This is a genomic window from Serratia sp. LACPHL-BACT-2024-00286 (assembly GCF_043109535.1).
Classification (GTDB): Bacteria; Pseudomonadota; Gammaproteobacteria; order Enterobacterales; family Enterobacteriaceae; genus Serratia; species Serratia sarumanii.
The window spans coordinates 875,477-891,334 of the sequence record NZ_JBICNA010000001.1 but is presented as its reverse complement, the minus strand read 5'-3'; the positions used below and the strand labels follow the sequence as shown (position 1 = coordinate 891,334).

Below are 15,858 nucleotides of genomic sequence, written 5' to 3'. Positions count from 1 at the left end.
TGATTGACAGTTATAAATAACTTATTCCATCTGTCGTAGGGGGAGGAAAGAACTGTGGAGTCCGATAAGAATTATTATAAAGGTACATGTGAACTCATTTCTGGCGAAGGGAGGATCTATACCGAGTTTAATGGCGATGCTGCAACAAGACAAATAACTATAATAAATGATTTGTATTATTCATCCTCATCTTTGGAAGATTGGCACGAAGATATAGGTTTTTTACTTTATGATGGTAAGAAAAGTGAGCTTGATCTTTCTGAGTCAAAGTTGATAACTAGTCTTGAGTTTGAAAGTGAATGGAATAAGACGATCACCTCTGATGTTTTGAATGATTATGTCAGTTTTAGCTATGGTGATGCATCTATTCCTTCGTCAAAATCTAAAATGATCATTCATATTGTGAATAACAAGGGTAAGTGGGGAAAAGGCTTTGTTGTTCCTCTATCAAAACGCTATCCAGCAGTAAAGGAAGAATATTTAAAGTGGTTCTCTGAAAAAAAGGATTTTTTCTCGGGAATGTACAATTCATCTGTGTGAGCGAAAATGAGCGGATATATGTTGCAAATATGTTGGCTCAGGATGGACTAAAGAAAAGTAAAGATGATAATGCTCAGTATGTTTCATATGAAGCACTTAAAGAATGTCTAAGTCTGGTTTCTGATTATGCATTAAAAGAAAGGCTTAGTATACAATTGCCTATGATTGGTGCAGGATTGGGAGGTGGTGATTGGGATGCTATTTTTTCTCTAATCAAAGAGCGCTTAGCAAGAAAGAAAATAAAATGCAACATCGTTAAGTTAAGTTGAATGAGAGTGACATGAACTTCTATACTTTCAATAGTTTTACATTTGGCGATAACTTGATTTGTTTTCCCGATCCGAAATCAAGATTGTCCAGCTTTTTTATTTGGAATGAAGGTGATGGTAATTTCCTATCCTACTCACTGCCAAAAGGGAAAATGCCAAGCGCTTCGAGTAGCGATATTTTTAATTTGCATGACTATTTTCCTGCCAGTCTCGGAATTCCAATCTTTTCAAAAAGAGCTAAGGCTGTATTTGAACGCAAGGTTTCGTCTGAGATGTTATTCTATGAATGTGCGGTAGAAAACGTAACTGAAACAATTTTTCTGTGTAAAGTGAATAATTATTTTCAAATTATTGATGAGGAAGCCTCGACGTTCAGAGAACTTGAAGATGGAAGCAAGCTCATTGATGTGCCTGCTTACAAGTGTGACAGGGAGTTCTTTATTGCTAGGGATAGCATCTATTGTGAAAGAATAATTGTCTCTCAGCAGTTTGTTGACCTATGTAATGAAGAACAGCTAAACATAGGCTTTGAGCGTTGCTAATTGACGTTCCCAAAAGATGCTCACTATCCTCTTACCCCCCAAACTAAATACCCAATGTGCCATCAATCAGGGTGCGGCAGTGTCCGCCGATCCAGGGTTCGCCGTCAATAAAGCGCACGCTCACGCGGCCATCTCGATTCAGTTGGGTGCCCTGGCGCACCTGGTAACCCTGTGCGGTCTGGCTGCCGTCGGGAAAGTGGTTGGCCTTCAATAAGCGCGCCAGGCAGGCGTTGGCGCTGCCGGTCACCGGATCTTCAATCAAGGCGCCGCATTCCACCATAAACGCGCGCATTTCGTAATCGGCCGGTTCGGTTGCGGAGCAGGCGCCATAAATCACCACGCCATCCACATTGCAAGACGTTTGCAGGCGTTTAATCGTGGCCTGATCCGGCGTCACCGCCAGGCAGGATTGTGCGTCCGGCAGGCGCACCATCAGCCAGCGAATGCCCATCTCGGCAATCACCGGCAGAGGGCTTGCTGCCATCACCGCGGGCCGTAAAGCGGCCATCAGCCGTTCTGTTTCCTCAGCCGCCATTGGGCGGAGCTCAACTTCGGGCGCGGCGAACGCCAATGTACCTTCCTGCTGGATATCGACCGCCACCAGGCCGACGCCGCATTCCTGCATCACCATCCCAGGCCGTTTAGGCGTCAAACCGGCTTCCAGCAGGGCGTGGGCGGTGCCCAGCGTCGGGTGGCCGGCGAAGGGCAGCTCTTTTTCGGTGGTGAAAATGCGCACCTTATAATCCGCCGCCGGGTGCGTCGGTTTAAGCACAAAGGTGGTTTCCGAAAGGTTGGTCCAACGGGCCAATGCCAGCATTTGCGCGCTGCTCAGCCCCTCGGCCTCCAGCACCACCGCCACGGGGTTGCCCTGCAGCGGCGTACGGGTAAACACGTCCACCTGTTTGTAGGCGCGGGGTGTCACATCATCACTTCTGAGCATTTGCCATCATCCGTTATCAACAAAACCTGATGATAACGATATTCGCCAATGGCTTCAAAGGGTTGAGTTTTGTTTTGAGATACCTGGCCGTCGCCATTTCAGCCCCGGCTTGGCGAACATCACCAGGTTGCCCAGCAGGATCAGGCACAGGCCCAGCACAGCGTTGAAGTGCCACTGATAGCCTTCGTAGATCGTTGAGATGGTCAGCGCTACCAGCGGGAACAGCAGGGTGCTGTAAGCCGCCGCGCCGGCGCCGATGCGGCCGAGCAGGCTGAAGTAGGCGGCGAAGGCGATCACCGATCCGAAAATCGCCAGGTACAGCAGGGAGCCGATATAGCGGCTGCTGAATTCGATCTGGAACGATGCGCCCTGCGCCAGGGCGATCAGCGCCATCAGCAGCGCGCCGTAGGTCATGGCGTAGGTGTTGGTGGAAAAGATATCCAGCCCGCGGCGCTGATGGCGCGTGCTGATCATGTTGCCCAGCGAGAAGCCGTAGGTGCCGAGCGCGCTCAGGCCGATGCCTTTGAGCAGCTCCGGCGCCATGCGGGTGGCGGCCAGATCTTGCCAAAACAGCGCCACGATGCCGGTCAAACCCAGCAGCGCCGCCGGCAGCAGGTTGGGGCTGGGACGCTGGCGGAAAAACAGCAGGCTGTTGAGGGCGTTGAACAGCACCGCCATCGAGAAGATCACCGATTCCAGCCCGCTGCTGATGTAGGCCGCCGCGTGGTAGAAGCAGAAGAAGTTGAAGCCGAACACGCAGCAGCCCTGCAGCACGCAGAACAGATGATCGCGCGGGGCGAGGCGGCGCAGGCGGCGTGTTAGCAACAGCACGGCGAACATCACCGCGGCGGAAATGGCGAAGCGGTAAGCGATCGAGACGGGAATGGCCACCGGGCCTTCCTGTTGCAGGGTGATCGCAATCCAGGTGGTGCCCCAAATCAGCACTACGGCGAGGTACAACAGCGCATTCATTCTATTTGTTACTCCGAAAAAACCGATGGTGCAGTATCCGCTTTGGCGCGCGGCGGCGCTTGCAGAGCTTTGCGGCCAGTTGCATATTCTTGCGCTTTTTTTGCCAAAAGCGCGGGGCGGCGGCTGGTATGCGGCGGCGCCACTCTTTACACTGTCGGCATGTCGAACAACGGGGCCGGCGATGTCCAACTATCAGGCGTTTGAAACACTGCGTGAGCACAAGGCGCGGCTGCACGGCAGCGTGCTGCTGGGCACCGGCGTGGAGCTGGCCGCCTGGTCCAACTGCAACGATCGCGTCACGCAGGAAAGCGCCGACCACCATACCCTGAGCCTGTACGTCGCCGACGGCTATGAGTGCTACCAGCAGGTGCCGGGCGGCTGGCGCAACGGCGGCGGGCCGGATCGGTTCTGCATCATGCCGCGCCAATACGCCTCCACCTGGGACGTGCGCAGCGATCTGTCGTTCGTGCACCTGTATTGCACCGACGGGCATCTGCGGCAGCTGGCGGAGCAGACCTGGGATCGCAGCCCGGCGGCGATCAACGTAGAGCCGCGCAGCTTCGGCGAAGATCCGCGGATCACGCTGCTGTATCGCCAGTTTTTGCTCAACTGCGACTGGCGGGACAGCGCCAATCTGCTGGCGCTCAGCAGCGCGTCGAACCTGCTGATGTCGCATCTGATCCAGCGTTACAGTCAGCTGCAGTGGAAGCTGCCGCAGGCGCGCGGCGGCCTGGCGCCTGCGGTGGCAAGGCGGGTGCGGGAATATATCGAAAACCACCTCGATCGGCCTTTGCTGTTGGCGGATCTGGCGGCGCAGGCCGGGTTGAGCGAATACCATTTCGCCCGCATGTTCAAGCACGCCACCGGGTTGGCGCCGCACCAGTTTGTGATGCGCGCACGGCTGCAGCGGGCGGAACGGCTGCTGCGGCACAGCCAACAGCCGATCACCGAGATCGCGCTGGCGTGCGGCTTCAGCTCCGCCAGCCACTTCAGCAACCGCTTCAAGGCGGCCTATGGATTTGCTCCGCTGCAGGTGCGGCAGGGGCGCTAACCGAAAGGGAGTGCAGCATGGATCAACAGTTTGCCGGGCTGGGCGTGTTGTTTGTCGCCGGATTCGGGCCCATCACGCGTGAGAGCGACGAGAGCAAGGCGTTTTATGTCGAGGCGCTGGGGCTGCCGCTCAAGCCGATGCCGGGCAACGAAACCTATCTGCTGTCGGAGCAAGGCGCGCTGGACGGCGTGAAGCATTTCGCCCTGTGGCCGCTGGCGCAGGCGGCGCAGTCCTGCTTTGGCGACGATCGCTGGCCGGCGGATCTCGCGCTGCCGCAGGCGTGGATCGAGTTCGACGTGGCCGACATGGCGGCCGCCACCCAGGGGCTGGTCGATCGCGGTTATCGGCTGTTGGTCGCCAACCGCGAAGAGCCGTGGGGGCAGAGCGTTACCCGTTTGCTCAGCCCGGAAGGGTTGCTGGTCGGCGTCACCTATACGCCCTGGCTGCGTTAAACGCCACGCCGTTCGCCGCCGCCTTTCGGGGGTGGGCGGCTTAAGAACAAATACGCATTAGCTTAAAGCGATCTGCGCTATAGACCCATCAAATCTCCGAGCAGTTTCCCTTCCTGAAAGCAGAAATTCCGTTCATTGCGTAAAAACCAATGGCCAGAACGCGCTATTGCCATGCCATTCCGCGGCGATTTTTCGCCGTCTTTTTTCGCCGCCAGGTGCCTGATAGGAATAGAGATTATTCTTATATTTCTGCCCATTGCCAAATGATGATAATGATTCTCGTTTTCAACCACGGAAAGGAGAAGGAACGATGAAAACAGTGAAGAGAACGGGCATCGCGCTGGCGATAGCCCTGACTTTCCCCCTCGCATTACCCGCCGCTACGGCGGCGCAACCCTCCCTGACTAACAGTAAGGCGGCAACGATGACGGAAAAACACGGGCAGTTCATTGCGGTCGGTAAAGTGGTGCAGGTGACCTTCGGCGATTTCGCCTTCAAGCTGGATTTTACCGATGACAAGACCATGACCTTCACCGGTATCGGCGAGGCGTCGCAGGGCATCACCGACACCGTGCAGTACACCGCGGTGGAGATCCGGCCAAAGGTCTATATGGTCTATTGGCATGAGCCGCAGTCCGGCGACAACGTGACGCATATCGAGGACTTTGAGCGCGGCGAGGTGTACACCAACATCGCCGCCAAGGACGGCAGCTTCACCCATCTGAAAGGGCAGCTGAAAATCGTAGGTCACTCAGGAAAATAAGGAGCAGTTATGAAAAAGGCATTGATCACCTGTGCGATCGTCGGCGGCTTGCTGGCGAGTTACCCGGCGCTGTCAACGGATCAGGCGGCGTCTGACAAATCGGCCGGCAAAGGCGGTTATCATCATGCTCAGCAGAAGCTGAAGGTGGTGGAAGACCTGTACGCGGGCTTTTTCAATCGCCACGACATCGGCGTGGCGCAGAAGCTGATTGTGGAAAACTACAAGCAGCATAACCCGTTCGTCGGCGACGGCATCAAGCCGTTCCTGGATTTCTTCAGCCAGACCTTTAAAGACAATCCGCAGTACAGCGCCAAAATATACCGCAGCGCGGTCAACGGCGATTTGGTCTATGTTCACGTCAAATACCAAAATAACCCGCAGGATCGCGGTACCGCCAGCGTGGATATTTACCGGGTGAACGATCAGGGGAAAATCACCGAGCATTGGGACGTCAATCAGGATGTGCCGGAAAAATCGGCCAACGACAATACCATGTTCTGATCCGCAAGGGCCGCTGCGGCGGCCCTCAACACGCCCGCAACACTTTATTTACTTACATAAATACCAAACGATCGCCGCGTCGAGTAGGCTACGGCCGCCTTTGGCAGTGGTGGCACGGTTGATGGGCGTCATTGTCCCGCCACTGCTTGAGGCGTTTCCCCACATTCCCCGTTATCCCGCGCGTTGACTCTCCACTTTTTTGAACTGATGGCGCAGCTGCAGCGCATTGCAAAGCACCAACACCGCCGTCACGGCGAACACCCAGCGGAATCCCATCATCGCCGAAATGCCCGACCCCAGCAGCGGGCCAACCACGTTGCCCAGGTACATAAAGGATTGGTTATAGCCGAAGATGCGCCCGGTCACCTGATCGGAGGAATACTTCAGCAGCAGCGCCTGCACCGCCGGCATCAGCGCGCCGTCGGCGAAGCCGAGCAGGAAACGCAGAATGCCCAGCTGCAGCGGCGTATTGACCCAGGCCATCACGGCGAACAGGCCGGTGGTGAACAGCAGCGCGGCGATCAGGATGCGCGCGGTGCCGATGCGATCGCCGAGCCGCCCGAGGCGCGGCGCCGAGATCAGCGCTGCAATGCCGGGTACGGCGGCGATCATGCCGCTGACAAAGGCGATATTGCTGACGTCGCCGGACAGCTCGCGAATGAACAACGTCAGGATCGGGCTGATGGACGAGTTGGCCAGCTGGATCATCAGGGTGCAAACGAACAGGGTGAGGATCAGCGTCGGATAGGGCAGCGAACGGAACACCGCCTTGCCGCTCAGCTGATCCGCTTTCTTCACCGTGATGCGCCGCTCTTTAATCAGGAACAGCGTCACCAGGAAACTGACGAACATCAGCCCGGCGGTGACGAAAAACACTACCCGCAGCCCCAGATGGTCGGCCATCAGCCCGCCCAGCAGCGGCCCGGCGATCACGCCGGAGATCTGCCCGGTAGAAAGCGTGCCCAGCGCCCAGCCGCTTTTATCGCGCGGCACCTGCGAGGCGACCAGCGCCATGGCGTTGGGAATATAGCCGGACGTCAGCCCCATCAGGGCGCGCAGTGCGAACAGCTGCCAGACGTTGGTGGCCAGCCCCTGCAGCGCGATGACGATCGCCATGCCCAGCGAGGCGCGCAGCAGCATCAGCTTGCGGCCTTTGCGGTCGGCCAGGCTGCCCCACAGCGGCGACACCACCGCCGAGACCAAAAAGGTGCCGCTGAACACCAGCCCGGACCACAGGCTGAGGGATTGGTGATCGCTGACGCCGAGCTGTTCGACGTACAGCGGCAGAAAAGGGAGGATTTGGCTCATCGCCAGCCCGGTGAAGAAACACCCGAGCCAGACCGAGATCAGATTGACTTTCCACGCTTCCATCGGCTTACCGTACCACGTTGAATAAGGAGGGATTTATTGAGCAAAATAATAATAACACTGCAAATTAATCGGCGAGAGGCAATGCGTGAGCAAACGTAACCCTGCCGACGCAGTGTCTTTTTGCTATATATTAATAGCTATATTATCATAGGTAACTGGGTTAAGCCAGAGCCGCGCGATCCGGCGGTGTGAAAGCAGAGATAAACTGAACGCTAGATTGATGCCAATGAAAAAAGATCATCCTGAAGACGTGACGCTGCTGCGCACGCAGTTAATGTCGCTGGTGCGCCGTATGCGGCGCGAATCGCGCAGCGACGAAAAATCCTGGGCCCAGCTGATGCTGTTGGGGGCTATCGATCGCCACGGCGGCGAGGCGACGCCGTCGCTGCTGGCGGAATCGGAGCGCATGCGTTCCTCAAACCTGGCGGCCGCGTTGCGTGAGCTGGAGGCCGATGGGCTGCTGGTGCGCACGCCGGATGCCGAAGACAAACGCCGGGTGCGGGTGCGCCTGACGCCCGCCGGGCTGGGCCTGCTGCAGGAGAGCCGTACCCGGCGCGAGGCGTGGTTGCTGGCGGCGATGGAAAACTGTTTAACGGAGCGGGAGCAGGAGCTGTTGATTGAGGCGGGGGCCTTGATGGCGCGGCTGGCGGCGGCGCCGTCAGCGGAAACGGAATAATCGGCGGGGCGGCCGGTGCGCCGCCCCCGCGGCGAGGTTACGGCATCGGCCAATCGACCGGCATGGTGCTGACCACGTCCACATAGCGATCCCAGGTCGATGACCAGAATTGGGTGAAAGCTTCCAGGGTGAGGTGGATGCCCATCAGGCCCATCACGAACCAGCAGGCGGTAAACAGGCCCAGGCTGCTGAACATGAACGCCATGCCGTTACGGCTGGTTTTACGGCAAACGACGTTTAACTGGCTGGCGAAGAACATCATCACGGCGCTCAGCAACTCCCAGCGCATCATGACTAAACCGGTGGCAATGGTACTCATCGAACTCGATCCTATGTAACAAAAATCCGCATCCGGCAGGGCGCCGACAGGGAAATGCGGGGGAATATCGGTAATATTGTGATTCAGATCACATTGTAGCATTGGGGCGAACGGCGGCTCAATGGGAAGCGCGGTGAAAAAAACGCCGCCGGTAACATTCCAATATGCTGAAACAGTTATGCCATTTCATTAGCAACCTTTTCATGGGGCGGTGCGCCCGATAACGCTATGCTTGCCGGCTTTTCAGTTCCCTGATTTTGCGGGGAAATGTGACGCAAAAGGTATCGGCACCGCATGGCCCTGTTAAAAGAAACAATTCGCGACCACTCTGCGGAAGAGAGGCTGTTTATCCGCCGGGCAGGCGTGGCGCTGGCGCTGGTGGTGGTCTGTTTCGGCGCGCTGATCGTCAACCTCTACCGGCTGCAAATCCGCCAGCACGGCTTTTACCAGACGCGCTCCAACCAGAACGACATCAAAATGCTGCCGATCGCCCCCAGCCGGGGGCTGATCTTCGATCGCAACGGCACGCCTTTAGTGCGAAACGTGACACTGTATCGTATCGAAATCACGCCCAGCAAAATCAGCGACATGGCGGCGCTGCTGCAGGCGCTAACGCCGATCGTCGACCTGACGCCGGAGGACATCAGCGCGTTTCGCGACGACATGCACCACAACAGCCGTTACAAACCGGTGACGCTCAAAGCCGGGCTGAGCGACACCGAGGTGGCGCGCTTTGCCGTCAATCAATACCGTTTCGACGGAGTGACGATCGATACCTATCAACAGCGTGAATATCCTTACGGCGCCCAACTGGCGCACGTGCTGGGCTATGTGTCGAAGATCAACGACAGCGATCTCAAACGCCTGGACAAGGCCGGGCTGAGCGAGAACTATGCCGCCGACCGCAACATCGGCAAACAGGGCATCGAGGCCTATTACGAGGCCGAACTGCACGGCACCACCGGCTATCAGGAGGTGGAGGTGGATAATCACGGGCGGGTGGTCCGCCTGCTGAAAGAGCAGCCGCCGAAGGCCGGCAAGAACATCTACCTGACGCTGGATCTGCCGCTGCAGCAGTACATTGAATCGGTGCTGAAGGGGCAGCGCGCCGCGGTGGTGGTGGAAGATCCGCGCGACGGCGGCATCCTGGCGATGGTTTCCAGCCCCAGCTACGATCCCAATCCTTTCGTCAAAGGCATCGGCTATCAGGCCTATAAGGCGCTGCTGACCAACCCGGATTTGCCGCTGATCAACCGCGTCACCCAGGGCTTATACCCGCCGGCGTCGACGGTTAAGCCCTACATGGCCGTTTCGGCGCTGTTCGCCGGGGTGATCGCGCCCACCACCACCTTTTTCGGCGCGCCGACCTGGACGCTGCCCGGCACTGAGCGCCGCTACCGCGACTGGCTGAAAACCGGCCACGGCATGCTCAACGTCACCAAAGCCATTGAGGAATCCGCCGACACCTTCTTTTATCAGGTGGCGTATGAAATGGGCATCGATCGTATACACCACTGGCTGAGCCAGTTCGGCTACGGCCAGTCCACCGGCATCGATCTGAACGAAGAGTATCGCGGCGTGCTGCCGAGCCGCGACTGGAAGCTGAAGGTGCACAAAAAAGGCTGGTATCAGGGGGATACGGTTTCGGTGGGCATCGGCCAGGGGTATTGGGTGGCGACGCCGATCCAGATGGTGAAAGCGCTGACCACGCTGATCAACAACGGCCAGGTGAAAACGCCGCACCTGCTGTATTCGCTGCAGCAGGGCAACCGGGTGACGCGCTACCCGCCGCCGGCGAAAACGGCGCAGATCGGCGATCCCCATTCGCCTTACTGGGGCATCGTGCGCAACGGCATGTACGGCATGGCCAATCTGCCGAACGGCACCGGGTACAAGCTGTTCCACACCGCGCCGTATCAGATCGCCGCCAAATCCGGCACTTCGCAGGTATTCAGCCTGAAGCAAAACCAGACCTACAACGCCAAAATGATCCCGGTGCGGCTGCGCGATCACATCTTCTATACGCTGTTCGCGCCTTACAAAAACCCACGGGTGGCGATGGCGCTGATCCTGGAAAACGGCGGCGGTAACGGCGTGGTGGCGGGGCCGACCGCCCGCGCCATCCTCGACCATATTTTTGACCCGGCCAACGCGCCGCAGCCCGGCGATGCGAGGCAAAGTAAACCGCAGTTAAACGACAGTGCCGATGTGCAACGGTGAGGCGGTTTGTTTTTACTTTCTTACAAACTGCAATCTCCTGACCATTTCCGGCAAGGTAGACTGAAATAACACCATAAACCGAATAAAAACGCAGGGTTAACACAACAGTGGCGCCATCGACCAAAAAAAGCGGTAAAACCTATTCCACAGTTCGTTTCGGCTGGATTTGCGCCGGCATGCTGGTCTGTTTTTTTCTGTTGGCGTTCAGGGTCGGTTACCTGCAGCTGCTGGAGCACCAGCAGCTGGCGGATCAGGCCGACCAGCGTTCGATCCGCACCCAGGTGGTGCCGACCAACCGCGCCATGATCACCGATCGCAACGATGAGGCGCTGGCGGTCAGCGTGTCGTCCAAAGACATCGTGCTGGATCCGAAGCATATTCTCGATTCCCAGACCGACACCGGCAACGAGCGCTGGCAGAGCATGGCCAACGTGCTGAAGATCCCGCTGGCGGACGTGCAGCATCTGATCCAGAGCAACGCGCACAAGCGTTTCGTCTATCTGGCGCGCAAGGTGGAGGACGACAACGCCGCCTACATCAGCAAACTGCACCTGACCGGCGTCAGCACCGAGCAGGATTTCAGCCGCTTTTATCCGATGGGCCAGGACGCCGCCGGGCTGATCGGCATCGTCGGCCAGGACAACCAGGGGCTGGAGGGCATCGAGCTGGGCTTCAACCCGTTGTTGCAGGGCAAAAACGGCCTGCGGGTCTATCAGAAGGACGGCAGCGGCGCGGTGATCGGCGTGCTTAAAAGCGTGGATCCGGTGCCGCCGCCGAACGTGACGCTCAGCATCGACAAATTTATCCAGTACGTACTCTATGCGCAGATCCGCGACGGCGTGGTGGCCAACCAGGCCGACTCCGGCTGTGCGGTGCTGGTCAAGATCGACACCGGCGAGATCCTCGGCATGGCCAGTTACCCGTCGTTCAACCCCAACAACTATGCCGGCACCCCGGCGAAAGACATTCGCAACGTGTGCAGCAGCGACAGCTTCGAACCAGGCTCGACGGTGAAACCGGTGGTGGTGATGGTGGGGCTGGAACATAAGCTGATCCGGCCGGATACGGTGCTGGACACCACGCCGTATCGGGTGAACGGTCACCTGATTAAAGACGTCGGCCACTGGTCGAAGTTGACCATCACCGGCGTGCTGCAAAAATCGAGCGACATCGCGGTATCGCACATTGCTCTGGCGCTGCCGGCCACGGTGCTGCCGGCGGTCTACCGTAGCTTTGGCCTGGGGCGGCCGACCGAGCTTGGCATCGGCAACGAGAGCAGCGGTTATCTGCCGCAGCATCGCGAACGCTGGGCCGATATCGAACGCGCTACCTTCTCCTTCGGCTATGGGCTGCGCGTGACGCCGCTGCAGATGGCGCGTGAGTACGCCGCGATCGGTTCCTTCGGCATTTATCGGCCGCTGTCGATCACCAAGGTGACGCCGCCGGTGATGGGGCAACGCATTTTGCCGGCGGATACGGTACGCTCCGTGGTGCATATGATGGAGAGCGACGCCTTGCCGGGCGGCAGCGGGGTGAGCGCCGCGGTGCCGGGCTACCGGCTGGCGATCAAAACCGGTACCGCCGAGAAAATGGGCCCGAGCGGCAAATACGACGGCGGCTACATCAACTACACCGCCGGCGTGGCGCCGGCCAGCGATCCGCAGGTGGCGCTGGTGGTGATGGTCAACAACCCGAAAGCCGGCAAGCACTTCGGCGGTTCGGTGGCCGGTCCGGTGTTCGGCAAGATCATGGCCCAGGTGCTGGAGCACATGAATATTCTGCCGGACGCCCAGCCGCTTAACGTGGTGTCGTCGGTCAAGGGATAACCGATCTGCAGGCGCTTCAGCGCCTGCAGATCGGCGTTCACCAGCCCGGCGTCGCGGGCGAACAGCGCGTCGACCATGCCCCGCTGGCGGCGATGCTTCAGTGTAGATCCCGCCGCGTTCAGAAGTAGTAACCGATGTTTACGTTGGTGCGAAAATACCATTTATTGCTGCCGGAGGATTGGGTGCCGGTCCAGCCGGTGGCGTTTTCCACGCCGCCCCACGGATTGGCGTTCTGCGCCCAGGTCAGATCCACCCACAGCATCACCGGCATGGCGAACACCTGAACCCCCAGCGTGTTCATTTTGGAATCTGAGCCGCCGTGCCTGTCTTTCCAGAGCACGCTGTAGTCGTTGTAGAACCGCAGCTTTTTCACCGGCCCCCAGGGCACGTCGACGTCGCGCGCCAGGTTGATGGCGGCGGTGGTGGCCTGCGACGGGATCAGATAGGCCGGCGTCAGGCCGTTGCCCCCCATCAGGATCACCGAATTGTTGGCCCCGGCCGGGCCTTTGGCGTCGTAACCGTAGCGGATCACCTGGCCGGACAGATGCCAGGGATCGTAATTCACCAGCGTATGTAAACCCGCCGCCCAGAAGCTGCCGTTATCGCCGGTCGCCTGGTTATAGAGCCGCGAAGCCGCCAGCGAACCGCCGAGCTCATTGTCCCAGCCGCCCTGATGGAAAGCGCGCGTCAGCCGCAGGTTTACCTGATCGCGTTTTTCGTTGCGCTGCAGGTGCTGTGACGCATAGTTGGTGTTTTTCAGATCGTCGTAGCTGGCGACGTCGGGGGCGTAACGCACGCCGGTCGGCATCATGCGCGGGTAGTAGGCGGCGTCGAAGGCCCAATCGTCATGCTGATATTGGTATTTGGCACCCAGCCCGGTGTTGACGCCAAAGCCGAGGTAAAACGGAATGCCGTACGACCAGCCGAACTGCGGGTAGGGCATCAGGCCGAACGGTTTGAACGGCGCGCCAAGCTGCACGGCGGAACGTTCAGACAGGTGGTAACCGACATAGGCGCGGTCGATGGCGTATTTGCGCCGATCCTGAAACCAGAATCCGCTATCGAAAAACGCGTCGTTTATCTGGCCGGCGGCATCGATGCGAAAGGCGTCAAAGCGTAAATGCGGCGGATTCCGATAATTGCTGCTGTGCCAGTCTTCATAGCGATAATTGGCACGCAGCGCGCCGCCGATATCAATATTCTTTTTATTATCCTCGCTTTGCCAATGAATATGCGGCAATGCCGGACGGCTTTTTTTTACCGGTGCCGCGGTGGCGGCAGCGTCGTTGGGCAATGCGGCGGTGGCCGCATAACTCACTGGTGAAACAAGGAAAAAACAAAGCGTGATCGTGCGCATGCCAGGCCCCTGATGAAAGTAGACTGTTTATTAAGGCGAGCGAGTTTCACCTGTGAACAGGGCATTTACGCTCATTGGTTTTATATTTGAGACGATTTTATTGTGCGTTTCATATATTAAATTCAGCGTCGGTTAATATATGAAACTTTGTTTCTTGTTTAATGGAAAAACTATAAATCCGGTATTAAACAAGTCAAGAAATAAAAATGAGAGTTGACGGGCAATACCGATTATTGGGGCGCCTTGGCCTGCGGGGGCGACGCAAAGCGGGCTGAAATATTAGTGTCATCAATGCCCGTTAGACTCGCGGCATCCTGGTATTACTGACTAAAAATCATGAACATAAAACTGACACTGGGCCGCAGGGTAAAAACTGCGGCAGCGCTGCCGCGCGCGTTTGGCTTCGGCAAGAGCATGGGCTTATTAAGCGGCGTAATTTGCGTTATCGCGCTATTTTCTCTGCTGCAATTGTTTTCCACCGTATTTATTTCCAATATTCTGCGCGACGCCAAGGTTAACCTGGTGACGGGCGACGCCTTGCATCGCCAGCAGGCGACGATGGATCGTGCCAGGCTGTCGCTACTGACGGCCAGCGACACCCTGAACCGTGCGGGCATCTATTATCTGCAGGACAAAGCCACCGGCTCCGACGGCAGCTGGCACAGCCTGCTGGATGAGTCGTTGGCGGCGCTGCAGGCTTCAGAGCAGGCCTTTGCCCGGTTCGAGCGCTTGAGCGCGGATGCGCCGGAAGCGCCGGGCGCCCTGCAAGACAGCTATCGCCTGTTCTATGACGGCCTGAAAGAGCAGGCGCAAGGATTGCAGGGCAACAGCATCGATGCGTTTTTCGCCGTGCCGATCCAGGCGTTTCAGGCGGATTTCAACGAGAAGTATCTCGCTTACCAGGCGCTGAATGAACGGCGTGGCGATGACGTCAACGTGCGGCAGTTGGCGGCGCTGGAGCAGGCCAAAACCTTTGCGCTCGGCGCGTTGGCCGCGCTGGCGCTGATCGCCGTGGGCGTTTGGTTCGGCGTCTCTCGCTGGGTGATCGCACCGCTGCGGCAGGCGATCGCGCACCTCAACGTACTGGCCGCCGGCGACCTTTCGCGGCCGCTGCCGCCTGGGCGCGCGTTCAACCGCGAGATGCGTCAGCTGCAGACCAGCATTGGCCATATGCAGGGCGGCCTGCAACGCCTGGTGAGCGAGGTGCGCGATGCGGCGGGCGGGATCCTGAACGGCGTCGGGCGGCTGGCGGACGGCAATCGACAGTTGACGGCGCAGTCGGCGAAGCAGGACGGCGAATTGCAGTTGGCGACCGAGCACGTGCGGCAACTGGCGGCGCGGGTGGAAGAAAACGGCCAATATGCGCAGCAGGCCAGCCAACGAACCGAACAGGCCCGGCAGTGCGCCGGCGCCGGTGAGCGGATGATGCAAACCGTCAATGTTTCGATGCAAGGGATCGTCAACCAATCGGCCGAGATGCGCGGCATCGTCGCGCTGATCGACAGCGTGGCGTTCCAGACCAATATTCTGGCGCTGAATGCGGCGATCGAGGCCGCGCACGCCGGGGGGCACGGCCGCGGCTTTGCCATCGTGGCCAAAGAGGTGGGCCTGTTGGCGCAAAAGAGCAGCCATTCGACGCGCGATATTCAGCAGTTGATCAACCGTTCGCTGCTGCAAATCGATCAAGGCTCGCAGGCGGTGGATCTACTGACGGGCAACCTGCGCCAGATTATCGATCTGGTGAACAAATGCAGTACGTTGATGGGAGAAATCTCCCTGGCGTCGCTCAATCAGGGGGAGAGCATTCAGGACGTGACGGCGCGCATCGCGGCGCTGAATCAGGTGGCGCGGCAAACCGGCACGGTGGTGAACGCGGTGACCGAGGCTTCGCAGCGGTTGCAGGGCGAGTCGGAACGGTTAGAAAAAGCGATGGCGCGTTTCAGGCTACCGGCGCAATAAATACTTCCGATGCAGGTTAATGAATAATAAAGCTGCGCTTAACGTTATTTATTATTTTCCCTCACTGAGGGAATTTATCGCGATAAATAAAAAACAGGCC

At 58.1% G+C, this 15,858-nt stretch carries 16 protein-coding genes; 11 read left to right on the top strand and 5 right to left on the bottom strand.

The genetic code is table 11. From position 1 onward, the window contains the following. Positions 1-54: 54 nt before the first annotated feature. The 3 genes from ACF8MC_RS04190 to ACF8MC_RS04180 are packed head-to-tail and all read left to right on the top strand — an operon-like array spanning position 55 to position 1,351. Entirely contained in the window at positions 55-540 is a 486-nt protein-coding gene (locus ACF8MC_RS04190; RefSeq protein ID WP_239506340.1) for a hypothetical protein, read from the top strand. Further along, entirely contained in the window at positions 537-809 is a 273-nt protein-coding gene (locus tag ACF8MC_RS04185; RefSeq protein ID WP_239506341.1) for a hypothetical protein, read from the top strand. The genes ACF8MC_RS04190 and ACF8MC_RS04185 overlap by 4 nt, the downstream gene beginning before the upstream one ends. 11 nt (positions 810-820) lie before the next feature. Further along, complete coding sequence (locus ACF8MC_RS04180) at positions 821-1,351, top strand: imm11 family protein (protein ID WP_039566211.1); 531 nt, start codon at positions 821-823, stop codon at positions 1,349-1,351. Between the two features lie 43 nt (positions 1,352-1,394). Here the strand turns inward: ACF8MC_RS04180 and ACF8MC_RS04175 are convergent, their stop codons facing one another. Continuing rightward, positions 1,395-2,291: a PhzF family phenazine biosynthesis protein gene (locus ACF8MC_RS04175; protein ID WP_164104924.1), complete on the bottom strand. Its 897-nt coding sequence runs from the start codon at positions 2,289-2,291 to the stop codon at positions 1,395-1,397. Positions 2,292-2,345: 54 nt separating this feature from the next. Continuing rightward, positions 2,346-3,263, bottom strand: coding sequence for a DMT family transporter (locus ACF8MC_RS04170; protein WP_049196756.1), 918 nt, complete (start codon positions 3,261-3,263; stop codon positions 2,346-2,348). Positions 3,264-3,444: 181 nt separating this feature from the next. On the opposite strand from ACF8MC_RS04170, the gene ACF8MC_RS04165 reads away from it, so the two are divergent. From ACF8MC_RS04165 to ACF8MC_RS04150, 4 genes are all read left to right on the top strand, one after another. Then, positions 3,445-4,314 (top strand): helix-turn-helix domain-containing protein, encoded by an 870-nt coding sequence (locus ACF8MC_RS04165; protein ID WP_060428355.1) that lies wholly within the window; start codon positions 3,445-3,447, stop codon positions 4,312-4,314. A 17-nt stretch (positions 4,315-4,331) separates the two neighbouring features. After that, positions 4,332-4,766, top strand: coding sequence for a glyoxalase/bleomycin resistance/dioxygenase family protein (locus ACF8MC_RS04160; RefSeq protein ID WP_060420630.1), 435 nt, complete (start codon positions 4,332-4,334; stop codon positions 4,764-4,766). A 310-nt stretch (positions 4,767-5,076) separates the two neighbouring features. Next, the gene (locus ACF8MC_RS04155; protein WP_204275775.1) at positions 5,077-5,529 is read left to right on the top strand and encodes a MoaF N-terminal domain-containing protein; all 453 of its coding nucleotides are present in this window, start codon (positions 5,077-5,079) and stop codon (positions 5,527-5,529) included. A 9-nt stretch (positions 5,530-5,538) separates the two neighbouring features. Beyond that, entirely contained in the window at positions 5,539-6,030 is a 492-nt protein-coding gene (locus ACF8MC_RS04150) for an ester cyclase (protein ID WP_033648272.1), read from the top strand. A 171-nt stretch (positions 6,031-6,201) separates the two neighbouring features. Here ACF8MC_RS04150 and ACF8MC_RS04145 read toward each other — a convergent pair whose 3' ends face one another. Then, positions 6,202-7,401 (bottom strand): multidrug efflux MFS transporter, encoded by a 1,200-nt coding sequence (locus ACF8MC_RS04145; RefSeq protein ID WP_039566203.1) that lies wholly within the window; start codon positions 7,399-7,401, stop codon positions 6,202-6,204. 226 nt (positions 7,402-7,627) lie between these two features. Here ACF8MC_RS04145 and ACF8MC_RS04140 point away from each other — a divergent pair, with 226 nt between their 5' ends. Then, positions 7,628-8,077: a MarR family winged helix-turn-helix transcriptional regulator gene (locus tag ACF8MC_RS04140; RefSeq protein WP_164104925.1), complete on the top strand. Its 450-nt coding sequence runs from the start codon at positions 7,628-7,630 to the stop codon at positions 8,075-8,077. A gap of 37 nt (positions 8,078-8,114) precedes the next feature. On the opposite strand, the gene ACF8MC_RS04135 is transcribed toward ACF8MC_RS04140, so the two are convergent. Next, on the bottom strand, positions 8,115-8,396 hold the full coding sequence (locus ACF8MC_RS04135) for a YjcB family protein (RefSeq protein ID WP_164104926.1): 282 nt from the start codon (positions 8,394-8,396) through the stop codon (positions 8,115-8,117). A gap of 294 nt (positions 8,397-8,690) precedes the next feature. Here ACF8MC_RS04135 and mrdA point away from each other — a divergent pair, with 294 nt between their 5' ends. After that, entirely contained in the window at positions 8,691-10,616 is a 1,926-nt protein-coding gene (gene mrdA, locus ACF8MC_RS04130) for a penicillin-binding protein 2 (RefSeq protein ID WP_164104927.1), read from the top strand. Positions 10,617-10,723: 107 nt separating this feature from the next. Further along, positions 10,724-12,442, top strand: a complete 1,719-nt coding sequence (locus tag ACF8MC_RS04125; protein WP_033634500.1) for a penicillin-binding transpeptidase domain-containing protein — start codon at positions 10,724-10,726, stop codon at positions 12,440-12,442. Positions 12,443-12,560: 118 nt separating this feature from the next. On the opposite strand, the gene ACF8MC_RS04120 is transcribed toward ACF8MC_RS04125, so the two are convergent. Continuing rightward, entirely contained in the window at positions 12,561-13,799 is a 1,239-nt protein-coding gene (locus ACF8MC_RS04120) for a hypothetical protein (protein ID WP_060420636.1), read from the bottom strand. A 414-nt stretch (positions 13,800-14,213) separates the two neighbouring features. Here ACF8MC_RS04120 and ACF8MC_RS04115 point away from each other — a divergent pair, with 414 nt between their 5' ends. Beyond that, positions 14,214-15,758 carry a methyl-accepting chemotaxis protein gene (locus ACF8MC_RS04115; RefSeq protein WP_204350879.1) on the top strand — a complete coding sequence of 515 codons (1,545 nt, stop codon included), beginning with the start codon at positions 14,214-14,216 and terminating at the stop codon, positions 15,756-15,758. Positions 15,759-15,858 lie beyond the last annotated feature (100 nt).